Genomic DNA, 17,831 nt, shown 5'->3' with positions numbered 1-17,831 from the left:
AGTGCCAGTTGCGCGGCTTCCTCGCACGGGACAACGCGACTACTCGGGCCTGGGAGCGGGACTACCACCAGCTCCAGGTGGAAGCCCTGTCGAAGGCCGCGTCGCTGGAGATGATCCGCAGTTCGCAAGGCGTGAGAGGAACATCATGATCCCCCCTGTAGACCTGTCCGGCGCCGCGTGGTTCAAGTCCAGCTACAGCAACAACGGCGGCACTTGCGTCGAGGTGGCCCCGAACTTCCCCGGTCTGGTCCCCGTCCGTGACTCCAAGGACCCGCAGGGCCCTGCTCTCGTCTTCCCGGCAGGGGCCTGGAGGTCGTTCGTCGCCGGAGTACGGGCCGGCGAATTCGGCGAGGCCTGAACCTCGGAGAGGGTTCGGGAGGCCGCTGTCCGATCGGACAGCGGCCTCCTTGTTGGCGACTACGTGCCCCGCACACCCAAGTCCGGCGGAGGACGTGACAGTTACAACTGGTCTCGACCTGCTTCATCCTGCCATCAGCAGCCTTGAAGAGTTGACGGCCTGAGAGGCGGGGTGATGAGGCGCGCAGAGCGCCGCAGCTCCTGCTGGCTGACATCATCCCGTTGTCCCCGGGAGGTTCAACGTGAGGCCTGCACCTACTGACACCGAAGCCTGGAACGCCTACCTCGCGGAGGGGAACGCCGGGCAAGCCCGGAAGCGCGTCTCAGCCGACGTGATCCTGCGCGACCTGGCCGGTCGCATCCTGACCGTCAACCCGACCGACAAAGAGGGTTGGGACCTTCCTGGCGGGATGGCGGAGGCGAACGAGCCACCGGATGAGGCCGCAGTACGGGAAATTCGCGAGGAATTGGGCCTGGAGATCACCATCCGCCGTCTGCTCGTCGTGGACTGGGTCGCGCCGCACGGCCCGTGGGACGACCAGATCGCCTTCATCTTCGATGCGGGCACCCTCCCACCCGCTCGGGTCGAGACGGTTCGCCCACACGACGACGAACTCTCCGAAGCCGTCTTCCTGCCGGCATCGGAGGTCGCCGACCGACTGCGGACCCGCCAGCGGAACCGGTTGAATGCCGCTGTCAGGGCGATCTCAGATGGCAGTATGCGGTACCTGCGAGACGGGGTGGAGGCACGGTGACGTCAGAAGCAGCGAGTTCGCAGCGAGAGCCGTTTCTCTACGTGATCGTCTGTGCGTCGGGAGTGGCTGATGGCGTGGGCGAGCTGATCACCGCCGCTCACGCTGAGGGATGGAAGGTCGGGGTGATCGCCACTCCCAACGCGCTCGGCTTCCTGGACCAGGAAGCCATCGAAGCCCAGACCGACTATCCGATCCGCTCGGCCTGGCGCACGCCCGGCAGTTCCCGGCCGCTGCCTGGGGCCGACGCCATCGCGGTCGTCTCCGCCACCTTCAACACCATCAACAAATGGGCCCTCGGGATCGCGGACACGCTCGCGCTGGGCATCCTCTGCGAGGCGTACGGGCTGGGTATTCCCGTCGCCGTCCAGCCGTACGTCAACTCCGCCCTGGCAGCCCACCCGGCGTATTCAGAAAGCCTCGCCCGACTGCGCTCGATGGGCGTTCTGGTAGGCGACTCCGTACCCCACAAGCCCAAGTCCGGCGGAGCGCGCGATGAGTACAGCTGGACCCATGTTCTCGATCTGCTTCGTCCTACCCTCAATAGCCTTTCAGGGCTGGCGGCGTGAGAAGCAAGGTGAAGGTTGTGCGTGATGGGAGGGAGGCTGGTTGTCGCGCATGACGCTGACAAACTCGAATGCCTCCTCCAGGCGGTCGAGTACCGGGAACAGGGCTACCAGAACGTCCAGCCCTGGATCGACAGCAGCCTCGGCAGCCTCAAGACCGACTCAGCCCGGGAACTGGCCGAGGCAGCTCTCACGATGACCTCGCTGGAGTGGCAGAAGGTCTATCTCAGGTCTTCCGCGCATGAGTGAGAAGGCGACTGCGCCGCTCCACTCGGTGTCCGTCGCTGGCGTGGTGGTGCGCGAGGACGGCCGAGTGTTGGCCATCCGGCGGGCTGACAACGGGGCTTGGGAGCCTCCGGGCGGGGTGCTGGAGCTGACGGAGTCCGTTGAGGACGGGGTGCGCCGGGAGGTGTACGAGGAGACCGGGATCAAGGTTGGTGCGGAACGGCTGACCGGCGTCTACAAGAACATGAGCCGAGGGGCCGTCGCCCTCGTCTTCCGCTGCCGACCGGAGAGTGGGAGGGAGCAGCCGTCGGACGAGTCGCTCGAAGTGGACTGGCTCACGCCGGACGAGGTCTGCGAGCGCATGGCCGAGGTCTATGTCGTGCGCGTGCTGGACGCGCTTCGGGAGGAGACGGCACCCAAGGTCCGGAGCCACGACGGCCGACGCTTGTTGTGACAACGTCGATCCGCCTGCTCGATCGGCACAGACCAGCACGGTGGCAGGTGATCTTCGTAGAGGGACAGGCAGGCGCAGAGAGTGACGCCGTCGATGCCCACTGTCAGTTGATCCTGGTCAGGCCTCGGATGATCGCCGAAGCGCCCCCTGTAGGGTCGAGTCGTGGCAACTCTGGCGCACTTCGACATCGACAAGCAGGCGTTGCCTGAGGTCCCCGCGGAAGCAGTCGAACACGGCGAGGTCTTCACCCGCCGTTGGGTCGTCGAGCTCATCCTCGATCTGCTGGGCTACACGCCGGACAAGGACCTCGCCCACCTGGAGGTCGTCGAGCCCGCTTGTGGCACCGGGGCGTTCCTCGGCGTGATCGCTTCGCGGATGAGTGCCTCGTGCCGAGCCCATGGCCGGCCGATCACCGATGCGGTCGACGCCGTCCAGGCGTTCGACCTGCTCGGGCGCAACGTGGCCGAGAGCCGGGGAGTCGTCGAGCAATGCCTTCGGGATGACGGCTGGGAGCGGAGTGAGGCTCGGAAGGTTGCCGCGCACTGGGTGAAACAGGGTGACTACCTCCTCCGGACCGACGCCGAGCACCGCGCGGATTTCGTCGTCGGCAATCCCCCCTACATCAGGCTGGAGGATGTCCCCGGCGACCGGATGGACGCCTACCGCAGCGTCTGCTCCACGATGGGCGGCCGCGCCGACATCTACATCGGCTTCTACGAGTTGGCACTCCGTAGTCTGAAGCCGGGCGGCCGTCTCGGCTTCATCTGCGCGGACCGCTGGATGAGGAACCAGTACGGCCGCAAGCTCCGTCAGCTGGTGACCGGGCAGTTCAGCATGGATCTGGCACTGGTGATGCACGACGTGGACGCCTTCCAGGAGCAGGTCTCGGCGTACCCCGCTGTCACGATCATTTCCCGCCATCCGCAGGGCGGCGCGGTTGCCGCTGACACGACCCGTGCGTTCGGGGAGCCGGAGGCCCGTGACTTCCTTGCCTGGTACACCGCCGAGGTTCGGGAGCCGATCGCCACGGCCGCGTTCCAGGCGGCCGTACTGCCGCACTGGTTCCCCGGTGAGGATTCCTGGCCGGCGGCCTCGCCTGCCAGGCTCGCCGTCCTCGAAGACCTCAGCGACCGGTTTCGGTTGCTGGAGGACGAGACCACGGGCACACGCGTCGGCATCGGCGTCGCGACCGGCGCGGACAAGGTCTTCATCACCGATGACCGCGAACTGGTCGAGCCGGACCGGCTTCTGCCCCTGGCCATGGTCCGGGACACCACCAGCGGTTCCATCGACTGGAGCGGATCCTGCCTGGTCAATCCGTGGAACTCCCAGGGCGAACTCGTCGACCTTTCCGCCTATCCGAGACTCGGCGCCTACTTCCGCCGGCACAGCGGCGTCCTGCGGAAGAGGTACGTGGCGGCCAAACAGCCGGACCGCTGGTACAAGACGATCGACAAGGTCGACCCCGGACTGAGGACTCGGCCCAAACTTCTCTTTCCGGACATGAAGTTGACCATCCATCCGGTGCTCGACGAAGGGAAGTTGTACCCTCACCACAACCTGTACTTCATCGTCTCGGACGTCTGGGACATGCGTGTTCTCGGTGGTCTGCTCCTCTCCAAGGTGGCCGAGGCGTTCGTGGAGGCGTACGCGGTCAAGATGCGTGGGGGAACGCTCCGCTTCCAGGCGCAGTACCTCCGCAAGATCCGGGTTCCGGACCCGGCGGCCATCGCCGAGGAGGACCGTGCAGCCCTGATCGACGCCTTCAACAGGCGGGACGTGGACGCGGCCACCGAGGCAGCACTGCGTGTCTACGGGCTTACCGAGCTACCCGCTTAGGAGGAACCGACCTTGACGGTCAGCCGCCAGGATTTCGAGGACGCCGTTGCGGCGTACTGGGGCGTCAAGCAGGCCCAGAAGGATCAGTCGGCGATCAAGGCCGCAGTCGGCGCCGGTACCGCGGGTTCCGTCAGAGGTGGCAAGCACTTCGATTCCATCGCGGCCCTCCTGGCGAAGTTCTTCCTCGAAGCGGGCTATCCGGGGGAGAGCATCCGGATCACCACGTCCCAGCGTCTGGAGCTCCCCGGCTACTACAGGCCGCAGAAGCAGTGGGACGTCGTCGTGGCCTACGAGGACACGCTGGTGGCTGCCTTCGAGATGAAGGCTCTGGGCGGGCCGTCCTTCGGCAACAACTACAACAACCGGGTCGAAGAGGCCCTCGGCAGCGCCGTCGACCTTCGAAGGGCAGCGTTGGCCGACGTCTATCCCGGAGAGAAGCCCTGGCTCGGGTACTTCTTCATCATGCAGGACGAGGAAGGATCGAGGCGGCCCGTGAAGCCGGCCGAGGGGGCTTTCCCGGTCGAGGACATCTGGCGCGGCAAGTCCTACCAGGAGCGGTTCGGTATCTTCTGCCAGCGGTTGATGGCCGAGCAGCTCTACGACGCGGTCTGCTACGTCACGTCGTCGGCGACCGATCCGAAGCCGAGCGAGCCCGTTGACAGTCTGGACTGGCGGCACTTCTCCGCTGCCATAAACGCGCGGATCGGCTACCTGAAGGAACTCGGGCTGCCGAGGCGCTGACCCGTGTGAGTAGGCTGCGCAGCCCGTGCGGGATACGCCGAAGGCCCCCATCCGAGGGGATGGGGGCCTTCGCCGACGCTCAGACTGCGGCGGTCTGCGGGGTCTGTGCGGGCAGCTGCTCGACGACCGCTTCCTCACGTACGCGCAGGGCGAGGGGGATGCGGAGGGCGGCGATCCACGTCAGGGTCGCTCCGAGCATGTGGAGGCCGACCATGAGCTCGGGGGCGTCGGTGAAGTACTGGACGAAGCCCAGGACGCCCTGGAGCAAGAGCACCGCGAGGAGTTCCTTGGTGCGGGACTTGGCTGCCTGCGGGGCCTTGATCGCCGCGAAGACGAAGATCATCGCGATGGTCAGGCCGACCGAGACGAACGCGAAGTCGGCGTGGAACTGGGCCAGCCTGTCGTAGTCGATCGGGATGCGCGGCACGATCTTGTTGTCCTGCGGCGTGCCCGGGTGGTGGCCGGCGCCGGTGACCAGGGTGCCCGCCGCGACCAGGAGGCCGACGACGGTGACCAGTACGTACGAGAGCTGGTGGATGGGGCGGGCCACCGAAAGCCGGGGGGCGCCGTCGCCCTCCTTCGACCGCTCCCACATCAGCAGCGCGACCCAGGCCAGGGCCATCGCGGCGATCATGTGCAGCGCGACGGTGTAGGGGTTCAGGCCCGTCAGCACGGTGATGCCGCCGAGGACGGCGTTGCTCATCACCAGCCAGAACTGCGCCCAGCCGAGCTTCGTCAGGCTCCGCCGCCACGGGCGGTGGCAGCGGGCGGCCAGGATCGCCCAGCCGACGGCCGCGCTCAGCACGTAGGTGAGCATCCGGTTGGTGAACTCGACGATGCCGTGGAAGCCCATTTCCGCCGTGGGCGTCAGGCTCTCGGCGGTGCAGCGGGGCCAGGTCGTACAGCCGAGGCCGGAGGCGGTGAGCCGGACGGCGCCGCCGGTGACGACGATCACCACGCTCATCACCAGCGCGGCGAACGTGGCGCGCCGGACCATTGCGGCGGAGGGCTGCCAGCGCTCGGCGAGCAGGGAGAAGGGGGTACGCACGGCACCCATCGTAGGCGGCCTTACGGGCGATCTTGGGGCGGGGCGCGGGGTGCGGCGACCGGGCGCGCAAACGGGACTGTTCGGGCAAGGCGGTCATTGGTCTTGACCAATCGCCCGTCCGGCCGAAAGAGTGCGGATTGGTCCATACCTTTTTTCGGGCCGCTCCCACTTCCCGCACGTAAGCGGAGATCCTGCACATGCGCATACCCGCCTCCGCCGCCGCGCTCGCGGTCGGCGGTTCGCTCGCACTCGCCGGCCTGATCGTCCCGGCCGCCCACGCCGTCGGCACCGTCGGCGCCGTCGGCACCGACCAGGAGTGCCGCGGCCTCGGGGTCGCCAACCTCTACGGCGAGTTCATCGAGGGCGACGACACCCACACCCCCGACGCCGAGGGCGCCGTCGCCGTCGGCGGCAACGCGAACTTCACCGGTGGTTTCTCGGTCGGCCAGGAGCTGACCGCTGCCGAGGTCGATGCCCTGCCCGGCAAGAACGCGCTGGTCGTGGCCGGCAAGATCACCGGCAACAACACCCAGGTGATGAAAGGCAACGGCGTCTACGGCTCCAGGGCCGACGGCGCGGTCGTCCAGGCCCACGCCGGCACCATCGCCCAGGGCTCCTCGCCGATCGACTTCAAGGCCGAGTTCGTCAGGCTGCGCGCCGCCGCGACCGAGCTGGCCGCCGTGCCGCAGACCGCCGGGGCCACCGTCCAGGCCAGGGGCGCCGAACTGACCTTCACCGGCGGGGACGCCAAGTACAACGGCTTCACGGTCGACGCCGCGAGGCTCCAGGGCGCCAAGGACGTCTTCGTCAAGGTGCCGGCCGGCTCGGTGACCGTCATCAACGTGACCGGCGGCTCGTACGACATGGCGGCGGCCGGGACCACCGGCTTCCACCTGTGGGACGCGGGCAAGTCCGCCTTCGTGCTGGACGACAAGCTGCAGAGCGCGTCCGGCGGCGCGATCCGGTCCAAGCTGCTCTGGAACTTCCCGACCGCGACCAAGGTGGTCAAGAACAGCGCGGCCGCCTGGGCCGGAACCGTGCTGGCACCCAATGCCGCCTTCGACCTCGGCAGCGGCGGGCCGGTCAACGGCTCGGTGATCGCGGCCTCGCTGACCGGCAAGGGTGGCGCCGAGACCCACCACTACCCGTTCACCGGCTGCCTGCCCGGCCCCAGCGTGCCGACCCCGACTCCGACCCCGACCGCTACGGCGACCGTGCCGCCGGTGGTGCCGAGCGGCTCGCCGACCACTCCGGTGACGCCGGGCGCCCCGACCGGCCCGTCCGGTTCCCCGGGCGTTCCGGCGACCGGCAGGCCGGGCACGAGCGCGGCGCCGAGCCCGTCCGCCTCCGGTGCGGCTGCGGTGCCGGGCACCTCGGCCGGTCCGTCCGTCCAGGCCGACGCGGGCGGCAACCTGGCGCACACCGGCTCCGGCCCGGTGCTGCCGCTGGCGATCGGCGGCGCCGTGGTGCTGGCGGCCGGCGGCGGGATCGTGGTGGCGGCCCGGCGGAAGGCGGCCGGGAAGGCCTGAGCCGGCGGAGAGCTCCGCACGCTCGTCGGCTGATCGATATTGCGCCCTCGGTGATCGAACTCGATCGCCGGGGGCGCTGCTCTGTGGTCAAAGTGACGAAGTTCATTCAACTTCGCCGATTCCGCGTTCTCCGAGGTGGCGGCCGTGATGGGCTGGTCATGCACATTCGGGAACGGACCGACAGACGAAATCCGGTCGTACGGCGGGGTGTGGCGCGGTGCGGGAGTGCCGGTAGAGTCCCCCGGACATGTCGTAGTGGGCCACCGCGAACCACTCAACGCGCCTGCTGCGCAAGACCGTTCGGAGGGGAACAGCGTAATGGCGCGACAGCAGCGGCACATTCGGATCGGTGCGACGGCAATCGCCGGCACGGCGGCGGCCGGGCTCCTCCTGCCCCTGGCGCTGGCCACCAACGCCTCGGCGCACGTGCCGACTTGGTCGGTGACCTGCGACAAGGTCGTGATCGACCTGATCAACTACAGCCCCAAGCCTGACGTGAAGAACACCGTCAGCCTCACCGTCGGCGACGAGAAGGTCCTGGACGCCAAGGAGTTCCCGGCGGAGTTCCACGGCACCTTCCCGGTGAAGGACCACGACGCCCCGGTCACGGCGCACCTGGTGGTGAAGACCACCGAGACCCCGGCCGAGAAGGGCTGGAACGTCGACGAGACCAAGACCATCGCGCCGTGCCACACCCCGACCCCGACGCCTACTCCGACCCCCACCAAGACCCCTACTCCCACCCCGACCCCCACCACGACGCCGACCGGCACCCCGTCCCCGACGCCGACCCCGACCGTGACCCCCACCAGGACCCCGGCCCCCAGCACGACCCCGGCCGCCCCGGCTCCGGCCCCCGCGACCAGCGCCCCGGCGCTCGCCCAGACCGGTAGCAGCGACGCCACCCCGATGATCGCGGCGGGGGGCGGCGGGGTGCTGCTGGTCGGCGGCGCGCTCGTGCTGCTCGCCCGCAAGCGCCGCGGCGGCAGCCAGGGCTGACCCGCGACCGAACGCACGACGCCCCCCGGCCTCAGGCGGCCGGGGGGCGTCGCACGTCGCCGAGCGGGCGATCACTCCCAGCGGAAGAACCGGGCGGCCGCGGCCAGGCCCAGGACGGCCCAGCCGGCCAGGATGCCGAGGTCCGACCAGGGCACCCCGGCGCCGTGCTGGAGCACCGAGCGCAGCCCGTCCGAGAGCGCCGAGATCGGCAGCAGCTCCAGCACCGACCGCACCGCTCCGGGGAACTTGCCGAGCGGCACGATCACCCCGCCGGCCAGCAGCAGCAGGATGAACACCAGGTTGGCGGCGGCCAGGGTGGCCTCGGCCTTGAGGGTGCCGGCCATCAGCAGGCCGAGTCCGGAGAAGGCGGCGGTGCCCAGGACCAGCAGGGCGGCGACGGCCAGCAGGTTGCCGTGCGGGGACCAGCCGAGCGCCAGCGCGATCGCCGACAGCAGGGCGACCTGCAGCCCCTCGGTGACCAGCACGCAGCCGGTCTTGGCGGTCAGCAGCGTCCAGCGCGGCAGCGGGCTGGCGCCGAGCCGCTTGAGCACGCCGTAGCGGCGCTCGAAGCCGGTGGCGATGGCCTGTCCGGTGAAGGCGGTGGACATCACGGCCAGCGCGAGAAGGCCGGGCGCCAGGAAGTCGACCCGCTTGCCCGGGCCCTCCACCGCGACGACGTCCACGGCGGAGAACAGCACCAGCAGCACGGTCGGGATGACCACGGTGAGCAGCAGCTGCTCGCCGTTGCGCAGCAGCATGCGGGTCTCGAAGGCGGTCTGGGCGAGCAGCATCCGGCCGACCGGCGCCGCTCCCGGCTTCGGGGAGTAGTCCACGGTGGTCACGAGCGGAGCTCCCGTCCGGTCAGGTCCAGGAAGACGTCTTCGAGGCTGCGCCGCTGGACGGACAGCCGTTCGGGCAGGATGCCGGAGGCCGCGCACCAGCCGGTGACGGTGGCCAGCAGCCTGCTGGGGTCGACGGGCGCCGCGACGCGGTAGTTGCCGGGGGCGGTCTCGGCGGCGGTGGCGCCCGCGGGCAGCTCCTTGAGCAGCGGGCCGAGGTCAAGTCCGGGCGGGCCGTCGAAGCGCAGGGCGTCCTCGGCGCCGCCGCGGCACAGCTCCTCGGTGGTGCCGTTCGCGATGACCCTGCCGCGGTCGACGACGGCGACGTGGTCGGCGAGCTGTTCGGCCTCGTCCATGTGGTGGGTGGTGACGACCACGGTGACGCCGTCCCGGCGCAGGTCGCGGACCAGGTCCCAGGTGGCGCGGCGGGCCTGGGGGTCGAGGCCGGCGGTGGGCTCGTCGAGGAAGACCAGCTCGGGGCGGCCGACCACGGCCATCGCCAGGGCGAGCCGCTGCTGCTGGCCGCCGGAGAGCCGGCGGTAGGTGGTGCGGCCGCAGGAGCCGAGGCCGAGGCGCTCGACCAGGGCGTCGACGTCCAGCGGGTGGGCGTGCAGCGCGGCGGTGTGCCGGAGCATCTCGACGGCGCGCGCGCCCGCGTAGACGCCACCCGATTGGAGCATGACGCCGATCCGGGGTCGCAGCGCGGTGCTCTGCGTGGCCGGGTCGAGCCCGAGGACGCGGACGGTGCCGGCGTCGGGGCGGCGGTAGCCCTCGCAGGTCTCGATGGTGGTGGTCTTGCCGGCGCCGTTGGGGCCGAGGACGGCGGTGATCGCGCCGCGTGCGATGGTGAGGTCGAGGCCGTCCACCGCGGCTTTGTCGCCGTAGCGCTTGACCAGCCCGGCGATCTCTACCGCGGGTACGGGGTTCATACCGGCGAGTGTAAGAGGGCCGAACGGGCGGATCGGACACCGGCCTTGGTGATCGTTCCCGCTGATCAGGTAAGGCTTGCCTGCGTGACAGATGCCACCGGTGAGGCCTGGATCACGGCTTGTCCTCCCGGAAGCAATTACGCAACACTGGTGTTGTGAAAAACATGCGCGAGCACGCCCAGCAGCAGGAGGCCGAGTCGGCCTCCCACTGCGACGTGCCCGTGACGGCGGCCGAGGTGCTGCTGGAGGGCCACCGCGCCACCCGCGACCGGGTCGCCCGGTCGATCCTGGACCACGGCCCCTCCTCCGCCGCCGACCTGGCGAACCGGCTCGGCCTCACCGCCGCCGCCGTCCGCCGCCACCTCGACGGACTGGCCGCCGCCGGCCTGGTCGAGTCCCGCGAGCAGCGGGTCTACGGCAGTCGGGGCCGCGGCCGCCCGGCCAAGGTCTTCGCCCTCACCGACGGCGGCCGGGACGCCTTCTACCAGGCCTACGACCAGCTCGCGGCCGACGCGCTGCGCTGGATCGCGGACTCGGTCGGCGGCGGGAAGGCGGGCGAGGAGGCGGTCGCCGCCTTCGCCCGCGCCCGGTTCGGCAAGCAGGCGGAGAAGTACCTGGACGCCCTGCGGCGGGCCGACGCCGGGGAGCGCCCCGAGGCCCTCGCCGAGGCGCTGAGCGCGGACGGGTACGCTGCCACGGTGCGGCGTGTCCCGTCGGCCGTGGCCAAGGCCCCGGCGGGCGCCCAGCTCTGCCAGCACCACTGCCCGGTCGCGCACATCGCCGAGCAGTTCCCGCAGCTCTGCGAGGCGGAGACCGAGGTCTTCTCCCAGCTCCTGGGCACCCATGTGCAACGGCTGGCCACCATCGCCCACGGCGACGGGGTCTGCACCACCTATGTGCCGGCACCCGGTGCCGCATCGTCGCCCGCCCGGCGTTCCGCGGGCCACGGCTCCGATGCAGCGCCGACTGCCGGTACGTCCACCGAAGATTCTGCGTCCGCGCGTTAGGAAGCTCGCATGACTGACACCGTTTCGCACCCGGAGCTTGAGGGCCTGGGCAATTACGAGTACGGCTGGGCCGACCCGGACACCGCCGGTGCCGCGGCCAAGCGCGGGCTCAGCGAGGAGGTCGTGCGCGACATCTCCGCGAAGAAGAACGAGTCCGAGTGGATGCTGAACCTGCGGCTCAAGGGCCTGAAGCTGTTCGGCAAGAAGCCCATGCCCACCTGGGGTTCCGACCTCTCCGGCATCGACTTCGACAACATCAAGTACTTCGTCCGCTCCACCGAGAAGCAGGCCGAGTCCTGGGAGGACCTGCCCGCTGACATCAAGGCCACCTACGACAAGCTGGGCATCCCGGAGGCGGAGAAGCAGCGCCTGGTCGCCGGTGTCGCCGCCCAGTACGAGTCCGAGGTCGTCTACCACCAGATCCGCGAGGACCTGGAGGAGCAGGGCGTCATCTTCCTGGACACCGACACCGCGCTGCGCGAGCACCCGGAGCTGTTCAAGGAGTACTTCGGCACCGTCATCCCGGCCGGTGACAACAAGTTCGCCGCGCTGAACACGGCCGTGTGGTCCGGCGGCTCGTTCATCTACGTGCCGAAGGGCGTGCACGTCGACATCCCGCTGCAGGCCTACTTCCGGATCAACACCGAGAACATGGGCCAGTTCGAGCGGACGCTGATCATCGTCGACGAGGACGCCTACGTCCACTACGTCGAGGGCTGCACCGCGCCGATCTACTCCTCCGACTCGCTGCACTCGGCGGTCGTCGAGATCATCGTCAAGAAGGGCGGCCGCTGCCGCTACACGACCATCCAGAACTGGTCGAACAACGTCTACAACCTGGTCACCAAGCGCGCCGTGGCGTACGAGGGCGCGACCATGGAGTGGGTCGACGGCAACATCGGCTCCAAGGTCACCATGAAGTACCCGGCCGTCTACCTGATGGGCGAGCACGCCAAGGGCGAGACCCTGTCGATCGCCTTCGCGGGCGAGGGCCAGCACCAGGACGCCGGCGCCAAGATGGTGCACATGGCGCCGAACACCTCCTCGCACATCGTCTCCAAGTCGGTGGCGCGCGGCGGCGGCCGGACGTCCTACCGCGGTCTGATCGAGATCGGCGAGGGCTCGCACGGCGCCAAGTCCAACGTGCTGTGCGACGCGCTGCTGGTCGACACCATCTCCCGCTCGGACACCTACCCGTACGTGGACGTCCGCGAGGACGACGTGTCCATGGGCCACGAGGCGACCGTCTCCAAGGTCAGCGAGGACCAGCTGTTCTACCTGATGAGCCGCGGCCTGACCGAGACCGAGGCGATGGCGATGATCGTGCGCGGCTTCGTCGAGCCGATCGCGCGCGAGCTGCCGATGGAGTACGCGCTGGAGCTCAACCGGCTGATCGAGCTGCAGATGGAGGGCGCGGTCGGCTGACCCCCGGCCGCCACCGCCGTCCACTGATTTCCGAGGAAGAGAGCACTACGAACAGCCATGGCTGAGCAGAACACCACCGGCTCCACCACCGCCGGTTCGATCGAGGTCGGCACCGCCGGCGCGGGCGCGCAGCTCGCCGGCCCCGGCACCGGCCGGACCGCGGTCCAGCAGCCGATCGACGCGCGCGTCGCCGTCAAGCCCTCCTTCGACGTGAACGACTTCCCGGTGCCGCACGGCCGCGAGGAGGACTGGCGGTTCACCCCGCTGCACCGCCTCGGCGGGCTGCACGACGGGACCGCCGCCGCTGAAGCCGAGCGAGGCGGCGAGGGCACTGACAAGGTCGAGTTCGCGCTGCCGGACGGCGTCACCGCCGAGACCGTCGGCCGTGACGACGCGCGCCTGGGCAAGGCCGGCACGCCGGTCGACCGGGTCGCCGCGCAGGCCTTCAGCGCCTTCGAGCAGGCGCTGGTGGTCACCGTCCCCAAGGACGCGGTGCTGACCGAGCCGGTCAAGATCGACGTGCGCGCCGAGGGCGGGGTCCGCTTCGCCCACGTGGTGATCGAGGTCAAGCCGTTCGCCGAGGCCGTCGTGGTGCTCAACCACGCGGGCACCGGCACCCGGGCCGCCAACGTCGAGCTCCTGGTCGGCGACGGCGCCAAGCTCACCTTCGTCTCCGTGCAGGACTGGGAGCGGGACGCCGTTCACGTCGCCCAGCACAACGCGCTGGTCGGCCGGGACGCGTCGTTCAAGTCCGTGGTCGTCACCTTCGGCGGCGACCTGGTCCGGCTGCACCCGCGGGTCAACTACGCCGGCCCCGGCGGCGAGGCCGAGCTGTTCGGCCTGTACTTCGCCGACGCCGGCCAGCACCTGGAGCACCGCCTGGTCATCGACCACGACACGCCGCACTGCCGGTCGAACGTGGCGTACAAGGGCGCGCTGCAGGGCCAGGACGCCCACGCGGTCTGGGTCGGCGACGTGCTGATCCGCGCCGCCGCGCTCGGCACCGACACCTACGAGCTCAACCGGAACCTGGTGCTCACCGACGGCGCCCGGGTCGACTCGATCCCGAACCTGGAGATCGAGACCGGCGAGATCGTCGGCGCCGGCCACGCCTCGGCGACCGGCCGCTTCGACGACGAGCAGCTGTTCTACCTGATGGCCCGCGGCATCCCGGCCGACGAGGCCCGCCGCCTGGTGGTCCGCGGCTTCTTCGCCGAGCTTCTGCAGCAGATCGGCGTGGCCGAGGTCCAGGACCAGCTCATGGAGAAGATCGACGCCGAGCTGGAAGCGGCGGTCTGAACCCGATGAGCTTCCTCCGTGCCTGCGCGCTGAGCGACCTCCAGGAGGACGTGCCCAAGCGCGTGGACCTCAACGGCGTGCCGGTCTCGATCGTCCGCACCGACGAGGGGGTGTTCGCGATCAACGACATCTGCTCGCACGCGAACGTCTCGCTCTCCGAGGGCGAGGTCGAGGACTGCATGATCGAGTGCTGGCTGCACGGCTCCAGCTTCGACCTGCGCACCGGCAAGCCCTCCGGCCTGCCCGCCACCAAGCCGGTCGCTGTCTACCCCGTAAAGATCGAAGGGGACGATGTGCTCGTCTCCGTCAACCAGGAGTCCTGAGTACACATGGCAACCCTTGAAATCCGCGACCTGCACGTCTCCGTCGAGGCCGAGAACGGCCCGCGCGAGATCCTGAAGGGCGTCGACCTGACCGTGAAGCAGGGCGAGACCCACGCCATCATGGGTCCGAACGGCTCCGGCAAGTCCACCCTCGCCTACTCGCTGGCCGGCCACCCCAAGTACACCGTCACCGGCGGCTCGGTGCTGCTGGACGGCGAGGACGTCCTGGAGATGTCCGTCGACGAGCGCGCCAAGGCCGGCGTCTTCCTGGCCATGCAGTACCCGGTCGAGGTCCCGGGCGTCTCGGTCAGCAACTTCCTGCGCACCGCCGCCACCGCCGTCCGCGGCGAGGCCCCCAAGCTGCGGCTGTGGGTGAAGGAGGTCAAGGAGGCGATGGCCGCCCTGCAGATGGACCCGGCCTTCGCCGAGCGCAACGTCAACGAGGGCTTCTCCGGCGGTGAGAAGAAGCGCCACGAGATCCTCCAGCTGGAGCTGCTCAAGCCGAAGATCGCGATCCTCGACGAGACCGACTCCGGCCTGGACGTCGACGCGCTGCGGATCGTCTCCGAGGGCATCAACCGGGTCCGTTCGACCGGCGAGGTCGGCACCCTGCTGGTCACCCACTACACGCGCATCCTGCGTTACATCCAGCCCGACTACGTCCACGTGTTCGCGGGCGGCCGCATCGTCGAGTCCGGCGGCGCCGAGCTCGCCGACAAGCTGGAGAACGAGGGCTACGAGGCGTATGTGAAGGGGGGCGCGTCCGAGTGACACATGCCTTCACCGGTCTGCTCGACACCGACGCGATCCGCAAGGACTTCCCGGTCCTGCAGCGTCTGCTGCACGAGGAGAAGCCGCTGGTCTACCTGGACAACGCGGCCACCTCGCAGAAGCCGCGCCAGGTGCTGGAGGCGCTGAACGCCTACTACGAGCGGCACAACGCCAACGTCCACCGCGGCGTGCACGTGCTCGCCGAGGAGGCCACGGCGATGTACGAGGGCGCCCGCGACAAGGTCGCCGCCTTCGTCAACGCGCCGAGCCGCAACGAGGTGATCTTCACCAAGAACGCCTCGGAGTCGCTCAACCTCGTGGCCAACATGCTCGGTTGGGCCGACGAGCCGTACAAGGTGGACGCCGACTCCGAGATCGTGATCACGGAGATGGAGCACCACTCCAACATCGTCCCGTGGCAGCTGCTGTCGCAGCGCACCGGTGCGAAGCTCAAGTGGTTCGGGCTGACCGACGAGGGCCGGCTCGACCTGTCGAACATCGACGAGCTGATCACCGAGAAGACCAAGGTGGTGTCCTTCACCCTGGTCTCCAACCTGCTCGGCACGGTCAACCCGGTCGAGACGATCGTCCGCCGGGCCCAGGCCGTCGGCGCGCTGGTCGTCATCGACGCCTCGCAGGCCGCGCCGCACATGGTGCTGGACGTGCAGGCGCTGGAGGCCGACTTCGTCGCCTTCACCGGCCACAAGATGCTGGGCCCCACCGGCATCGGCGTGCTCTGGGGCCGCCAGGAGCTGCTGGAGGACCTCCCGCCGTTCCTCGGCGGCGGCGAGATGATCGAGACCGTCACCATGGGCTCGTCCACCTACGCCCCGGCGCCGCACAAGTTCGAGGCGGGCACCCCGCCGATCGCCCAGGCGGTCGGGCTGGGCGCGGCCATCGACTACCTGTCGGCCATCGGCATGGAGAGGATCGCCGCGCACGAGCACGCGATCACCGAGTACGCGGTGGAGCGCCTGCTGGAGGTCCCGGACCTGCGGATCATCGGCCCGCGCACGGCCGTGGACCGCGGCGCCGCGATCTCCTTCACCCTCGGTGACATCCACCCGCACGACGTGGGCCAGGTGCTGGACGAGCAGGGCATCGCCGTGCGGGTCGGGCACCACTGCGCGCGGCCGGTCTGCCTGCGGTACGGAATTCCGGCGACCACGCGGGCGTCGTTCTACCTGTACTCGACGCCGGGCGAGGTCGACGCGCTGATCGACGGCCTGCACCACGTCCGGAACTTCTTCGGCTGACGGGACAGGGCAGGACGACCATGAAGCTCGACTCGATGTACCAGGACATCATCCTGGACCACTACCGCAACCCGCACGGCAAGGGGCTGCGGGACGGCGACGCCGAGGTGCACCACGTCAACCCGACGTGCGGCGACGAGATCACCCTGCGGGTGAAGCTCGACGGCGCGAAGGTCGCCGACGTCTCGTACGAGTCCCAGGGCTGTTCGATCAGCCAGGCCAGCGCCTCGGTGCTGAACGACCTGGTGGTCGGCAAGACCGTCGGCGAGGCGCAGGCGGTCCAGGAGGCCTTCCTGGAGCTGATGCAGAGCAAGGGCCAGGGCGAGGGCGACGAGGAGGTGCTGGAGGACGCGGTCGCGTTCGCCGGCGTCTCCAAGTACCCGGCCCGGGTCAAGTGCGCCCTGCTCAGCTGGATGGCCTGGAAGGACGCCACCGCCCAGGCGCTCGCCCAGAACCCCGTCGTGAACGACTGACCTGCAGAGGAGGACAGAACCAATGAGTGACGAAACCCCCTCCGCTGCGGAGGAGCAGCCGAACGGCGGCATCGTCGGCACCACCGCCGGCACCGTCTCGGTCGAGGACCTGACCGAGGCCCTGATGGACGTCGTCGACCCCGAACTGGGCATCGACGTCGTCAACCTGGGCCTGATCTACGGCATCCACATCGACGAGTCCGACGTGGCCACCATCGACATGACGCTCACCTCGGCGGCCTGCCCGCTGACCGACGTCATCGAGGACCAGGCCAAGACCGCCACCGACGGGCTGGTCCAGGACCTGCGGATCAACTGGGTCTGGATGCCGCCGTGGGGCCCGGACAAGATCACCGACGACGGACGCGAGCAGCTGCGGGCGCTGGGCTTCAACGTCTGAGGTCCTGTCGACCCGCTGTGACTGCCGCGCGAACCCACCGGGCTCGCGCGGCAGTGGCGTTTCCGCGCCCCGCTTCGCCCGTCACCGGGTGAACACCCGTGCGTGCCCGGAGGCTGCCGCCGAGGTTGCGTTCCACCTTGCCGGCCGGCACGTGACGCAGCGCGAACCACCGGTAGGTGACGGGGGACCAGTGCAGCACGAGGGTCTGGCCGGCCTGCTCAGCGGCGGTGCACACCACCGCCGGACCGTCGAAGAGTTCGGGGTTGGCCTTCGTCGCGGCCCTCCACACCCGGTCCATGGCGAGCTGGTGCTCCCGGGTGAGCTGCGGGGCGGCCGTTCCGGCCAGGCACAGCGTGCTGGCCTGCAGCATCTGGACGGGACGCGGCAGGTGGGTTGACGTTGTCATAGTGGGGGTTCCTTCTGCATTCCTGGCACGAGCGGGGGCTTCCCTCTGTTCAACGGTGCTGGGACTGCGGGGTGTTGGGCGTCGGCCGCGTGCCGTTGGCGCGCGGCCGACGTCGGGCCACCCCGCGGGGTGAAGGCTGGTGCGAGGGGGCGGGGTCCTGGCCGGGGGCCGCGGGCGGTGGTGGGGGAACCCC

General features: G+C 69.7%; 20 protein-coding genes and 1 pseudogene. 17 read left to right on the top strand and 4 right to left on the bottom strand.

The window, feature by feature from the left end:
• Positions 1 to 145 precede the first annotated feature (145 nt).
• The 7 genes and pseudogenes from ACIRVF_RS23450 (at position 146) to ACIRVF_RS23420 (ending at position 4,934) form a co-directional block, all read left to right on the top strand.
• Complete coding sequence (locus ACIRVF_RS23450) at positions 146 to 358, top strand: DUF397 domain-containing protein (RefSeq protein WP_360418565.1); 213 nt, start codon at positions 146 to 148, stop codon at positions 356 to 358.
• 241 nt (positions 359 to 599) lie between these two features.
• Positions 600 to 1,112: an NUDIX domain-containing protein gene (locus ACIRVF_RS23445; protein ID WP_402820979.1), complete on the top strand. Its 513-nt coding sequence runs from the start codon at positions 600 to 602 to the stop codon at positions 1,110 to 1,112.
• Positions 1,109 to 1,678, top strand: a complete 570-nt coding sequence (locus tag ACIRVF_RS23440) for a flavoprotein (protein WP_402820977.1) — start codon at positions 1,109 to 1,111, stop codon at positions 1,676 to 1,678. The genes ACIRVF_RS23445 and ACIRVF_RS23440 overlap by 4 nt, the downstream gene beginning before the upstream one ends.
• 36 nt (positions 1,679 to 1,714) lie before the next feature.
• Positions 1,715 to 1,924 (top strand): annotated as a pseudogene (locus ACIRVF_RS23435) (HAD family hydrolase); the annotation flags it as partial.
• Positions 1,917 to 2,354: an NUDIX hydrolase gene (locus ACIRVF_RS23430; RefSeq protein WP_402820975.1), complete on the top strand. Its 438-nt coding sequence runs from the start codon at positions 1,917 to 1,919 to the stop codon at positions 2,352 to 2,354. The pseudogene ACIRVF_RS23435 and the gene ACIRVF_RS23430, both read left to right, overlap by 8 nt.
• 162 nt (positions 2,355 to 2,516) lie before the next feature.
• Complete coding sequence (locus ACIRVF_RS23425) at positions 2,517 to 4,193, top strand: Eco57I restriction-modification methylase domain-containing protein (protein ID WP_402820973.1); 1,677 nt, start codon at positions 2,517 to 2,519, stop codon at positions 4,191 to 4,193.
• Between the two features lie 12 nt (positions 4,194 to 4,205).
• Entirely contained in the window at positions 4,206 to 4,934 is a 729-nt protein-coding gene (locus ACIRVF_RS23420) for a PaeR7I family type II restriction endonuclease (protein ID WP_402820971.1), read from the top strand.
• A gap of 79 nt (positions 4,935 to 5,013) precedes the next feature.
• Here the strand turns inward: ACIRVF_RS23420 and ACIRVF_RS23415 are convergent, their stop codons facing one another.
• Entirely contained in the window at positions 5,014 to 5,991 is a 978-nt protein-coding gene (locus ACIRVF_RS23415; protein ID WP_402820969.1) for a heme A synthase, read from the bottom strand.
• Between the two features lie 188 nt (positions 5,992 to 6,179).
• Between ACIRVF_RS23415 and ACIRVF_RS23410 the strand changes: the two genes are divergently transcribed.
• Together ACIRVF_RS23410 and ACIRVF_RS23405 are read left to right on the top strand one after the other, a co-directional pair.
• Positions 6,180 to 7,511, top strand: coding sequence for a choice-of-anchor A family protein (locus tag ACIRVF_RS23410; protein WP_402820967.1), 1,332 nt, complete (start codon positions 6,180 to 6,182; stop codon positions 7,509 to 7,511).
• 318 nt (positions 7,512 to 7,829) lie between these two features.
• Positions 7,830 to 8,510 carry an LAETG motif-containing sortase-dependent surface protein gene (locus tag ACIRVF_RS23405; RefSeq protein WP_402820964.1) on the top strand — a complete coding sequence of 227 codons (681 nt, stop codon included), beginning with the start codon at positions 7,830 to 7,832 and terminating at the stop codon, positions 8,508 to 8,510.
• Positions 8,511 to 8,581: 71 nt separating this feature from the next.
• Here the strand turns inward: ACIRVF_RS23405 and ACIRVF_RS23400 are convergent, their stop codons facing one another.
• Positions 8,582 to 9,301, bottom strand: a complete 720-nt coding sequence (locus ACIRVF_RS23400) for an ABC transporter permease (protein ID WP_402821275.1) — start codon at positions 9,299 to 9,301, stop codon at positions 8,582 to 8,584.
• Between the two features lie 47 nt (positions 9,302 to 9,348).
• Positions 9,349 to 10,278 (bottom strand): ABC transporter ATP-binding protein, encoded by a 930-nt coding sequence (locus ACIRVF_RS23395; protein ID WP_402820962.1) that lies wholly within the window; start codon positions 10,276 to 10,278, stop codon positions 9,349 to 9,351.
• Between the two features lie 164 nt (positions 10,279 to 10,442).
• Here ACIRVF_RS23395 and ACIRVF_RS23390 point away from each other — a divergent pair, with 164 nt between their 5' ends.
• The 8 genes from ACIRVF_RS23390 to ACIRVF_RS23355 are packed head-to-tail and all read left to right on the top strand — an operon-like array spanning position 10,443 to position 17,232.
• Complete coding sequence (locus tag ACIRVF_RS23390; protein ID WP_402821272.1) at positions 10,443 to 11,285, top strand: helix-turn-helix transcriptional regulator; 843 nt, start codon at positions 10,443 to 10,445, stop codon at positions 11,283 to 11,285.
• A gap of 9 nt (positions 11,286 to 11,294) precedes the next feature.
• A complete protein-coding gene (sufB, locus tag ACIRVF_RS23385; protein WP_030290241.1) occupies positions 11,295 to 12,710 on the top strand; it encodes a Fe-S cluster assembly protein SufB in 1,416 nt (471 codons plus the stop codon).
• A 57-nt stretch (positions 12,711 to 12,767) separates the two neighbouring features.
• The gene (gene sufD / locus ACIRVF_RS23380; RefSeq protein ID WP_402820959.1) at positions 12,768 to 14,009 is read left to right on the top strand and encodes a Fe-S cluster assembly protein SufD; all 1,242 of its coding nucleotides are present in this window, start codon (positions 12,768 to 12,770) and stop codon (positions 14,007 to 14,009) included.
• A 5-nt stretch (positions 14,010 to 14,014) separates the two neighbouring features.
• Positions 14,015 to 14,332 carry a bifunctional 3-phenylpropionate/cinnamic acid dioxygenase ferredoxin subunit gene (locus ACIRVF_RS23375; protein WP_207813275.1) on the top strand — a complete coding sequence of 106 codons (318 nt, stop codon included), beginning with the start codon at positions 14,015 to 14,017 and terminating at the stop codon, positions 14,330 to 14,332.
• Positions 14,333 to 14,338: 6 nt separating this feature from the next.
• Complete coding sequence (sufC, locus tag ACIRVF_RS23370) at positions 14,339 to 15,103, top strand: Fe-S cluster assembly ATPase SufC (RefSeq protein ID WP_196952639.1); 765 nt, start codon at positions 14,339 to 14,341, stop codon at positions 15,101 to 15,103.
• Positions 15,100 to 16,359, top strand: a complete 1,260-nt coding sequence (locus ACIRVF_RS23365; protein WP_402820955.1) for a cysteine desulfurase — start codon at positions 15,100 to 15,102, stop codon at positions 16,357 to 16,359. The genes sufC and ACIRVF_RS23365 overlap by 4 nt, the downstream gene beginning before the upstream one ends.
• Positions 16,360 to 16,379: 20 nt before the next feature.
• The gene (gene sufU, locus ACIRVF_RS23360) at positions 16,380 to 16,832 is read left to right on the top strand and encodes a Fe-S cluster assembly sulfur transfer protein SufU (protein WP_402820952.1); all 453 of its coding nucleotides are present in this window, start codon (positions 16,380 to 16,382) and stop codon (positions 16,830 to 16,832) included.
• Between the two features lie 22 nt (positions 16,833 to 16,854).
• Positions 16,855 to 17,232 (top strand): metal-sulfur cluster assembly factor, encoded by a 378-nt coding sequence (locus ACIRVF_RS23355; protein ID WP_355205970.1) that lies wholly within the window; start codon positions 16,855 to 16,857, stop codon positions 17,230 to 17,232.
• Here the strand turns inward: ACIRVF_RS23355 and ACIRVF_RS23350 are convergent.
• On the bottom strand, positions 17,222 to 17,638 hold the full coding sequence (locus ACIRVF_RS23350; RefSeq protein WP_402820947.1) for a hypothetical protein: 417 nt from the start codon (positions 17,636 to 17,638) through the stop codon (positions 17,222 to 17,224). The genes ACIRVF_RS23355 and ACIRVF_RS23350 overlap by 11 nt on opposite strands.
• Between the last annotated feature and the right edge of the window lie 193 nt (positions 17,639 to 17,831).

The sequence above is a fragment of the Kitasatospora sp. NPDC101157 genome (assembly GCF_044768255.1).
In the GTDB taxonomy this organism is placed as follows: domain Bacteria; phylum Actinomycetota; class Actinomycetes; order Streptomycetales; family Streptomycetaceae; genus Kitasatospora.
The sequence above is the reverse complement of the archived record's forward strand: the minus strand, read 5'-3'. Positions and strand labels throughout refer to the sequence as shown.

Excerpts from the sequence above, each read along its gene's own strand:
- ACIRVF_RS23400 (WP_402821275.1), bottom strand. The coding sequence starts at position 9,301 with ATGCTGCTCGCCCAGACCGCCTTCGAGACCCGCATGCTGCTGCGCAAC.
- ACIRVF_RS23390 (WP_402821272.1), top strand. The coding sequence starts at position 10,443 with ATGCGCGAGCACGCCCAGCAGCAGGAGGCCGAGTCGGCCTCCCACTGC.
- ACIRVF_RS23405 (WP_402820964.1), top strand. The coding sequence starts at position 7,830 with ATGGCGCGACAGCAGCGGCACATTCGGATCGGTGCGACGGCAATCGCC.
- sufD (WP_402820959.1), top strand. The coding sequence starts at position 12,768 with ATGGCTGAGCAGAACACCACCGGCTCCACCACCGCCGGTTCGATCGAG.
- ACIRVF_RS23430 (WP_402820975.1), top strand. The coding sequence starts at position 1,917 with ATGAGTGAGAAGGCGACTGCGCCGCTCCACTCGGTGTCCGTCGCTGGC.
- ACIRVF_RS23375 (WP_207813275.1), top strand. The coding sequence starts at position 14,015 with ATGAGCTTCCTCCGTGCCTGCGCGCTGAGCGACCTCCAGGAGGACGTG.
- sufU (WP_402820952.1), top strand. The coding sequence starts at position 16,380 with ATGAAGCTCGACTCGATGTACCAGGACATCATCCTGGACCACTACCGC.
- ACIRVF_RS23410 (WP_402820967.1), top strand. The coding sequence starts at position 6,180 with ATGCGCATACCCGCCTCCGCCGCCGCGCTCGCGGTCGGCGGTTCGCTC.
- ACIRVF_RS23355 (WP_355205970.1), top strand. The coding sequence starts at position 16,855 with ATGAGTGACGAAACCCCCTCCGCTGCGGAGGAGCAGCCGAACGGCGGC.
- ACIRVF_RS23350 (WP_402820947.1), bottom strand. The coding sequence starts at position 17,638 with ATGACAACGTCAACCCACCTGCCGCGTCCCGTCCAGATGCTGCAGGCC.
- ACIRVF_RS23415 (WP_402820969.1), bottom strand. The coding sequence starts at position 5,991 with ATGGGTGCCGTGCGTACCCCCTTCTCCCTGCTCGCCGAGCGCTGGCAG.
- sufB (WP_030290241.1), top strand. The coding sequence starts at position 11,295 with ATGACTGACACCGTTTCGCACCCGGAGCTTGAGGGCCTGGGCAATTAC.
- ACIRVF_RS23450 (WP_360418565.1), top strand. The coding sequence starts at position 146 with ATGATCCCCCCTGTAGACCTGTCCGGCGCCGCGTGGTTCAAGTCCAGC.
- ACIRVF_RS23395 (WP_402820962.1), bottom strand. The coding sequence starts at position 10,278 with ATGAACCCCGTACCCGCGGTAGAGATCGCCGGGCTGGTCAAGCGCTAC.
- sufC (WP_196952639.1), top strand. The coding sequence starts at position 14,339 with ATGGCAACCCTTGAAATCCGCGACCTGCACGTCTCCGTCGAGGCCGAG.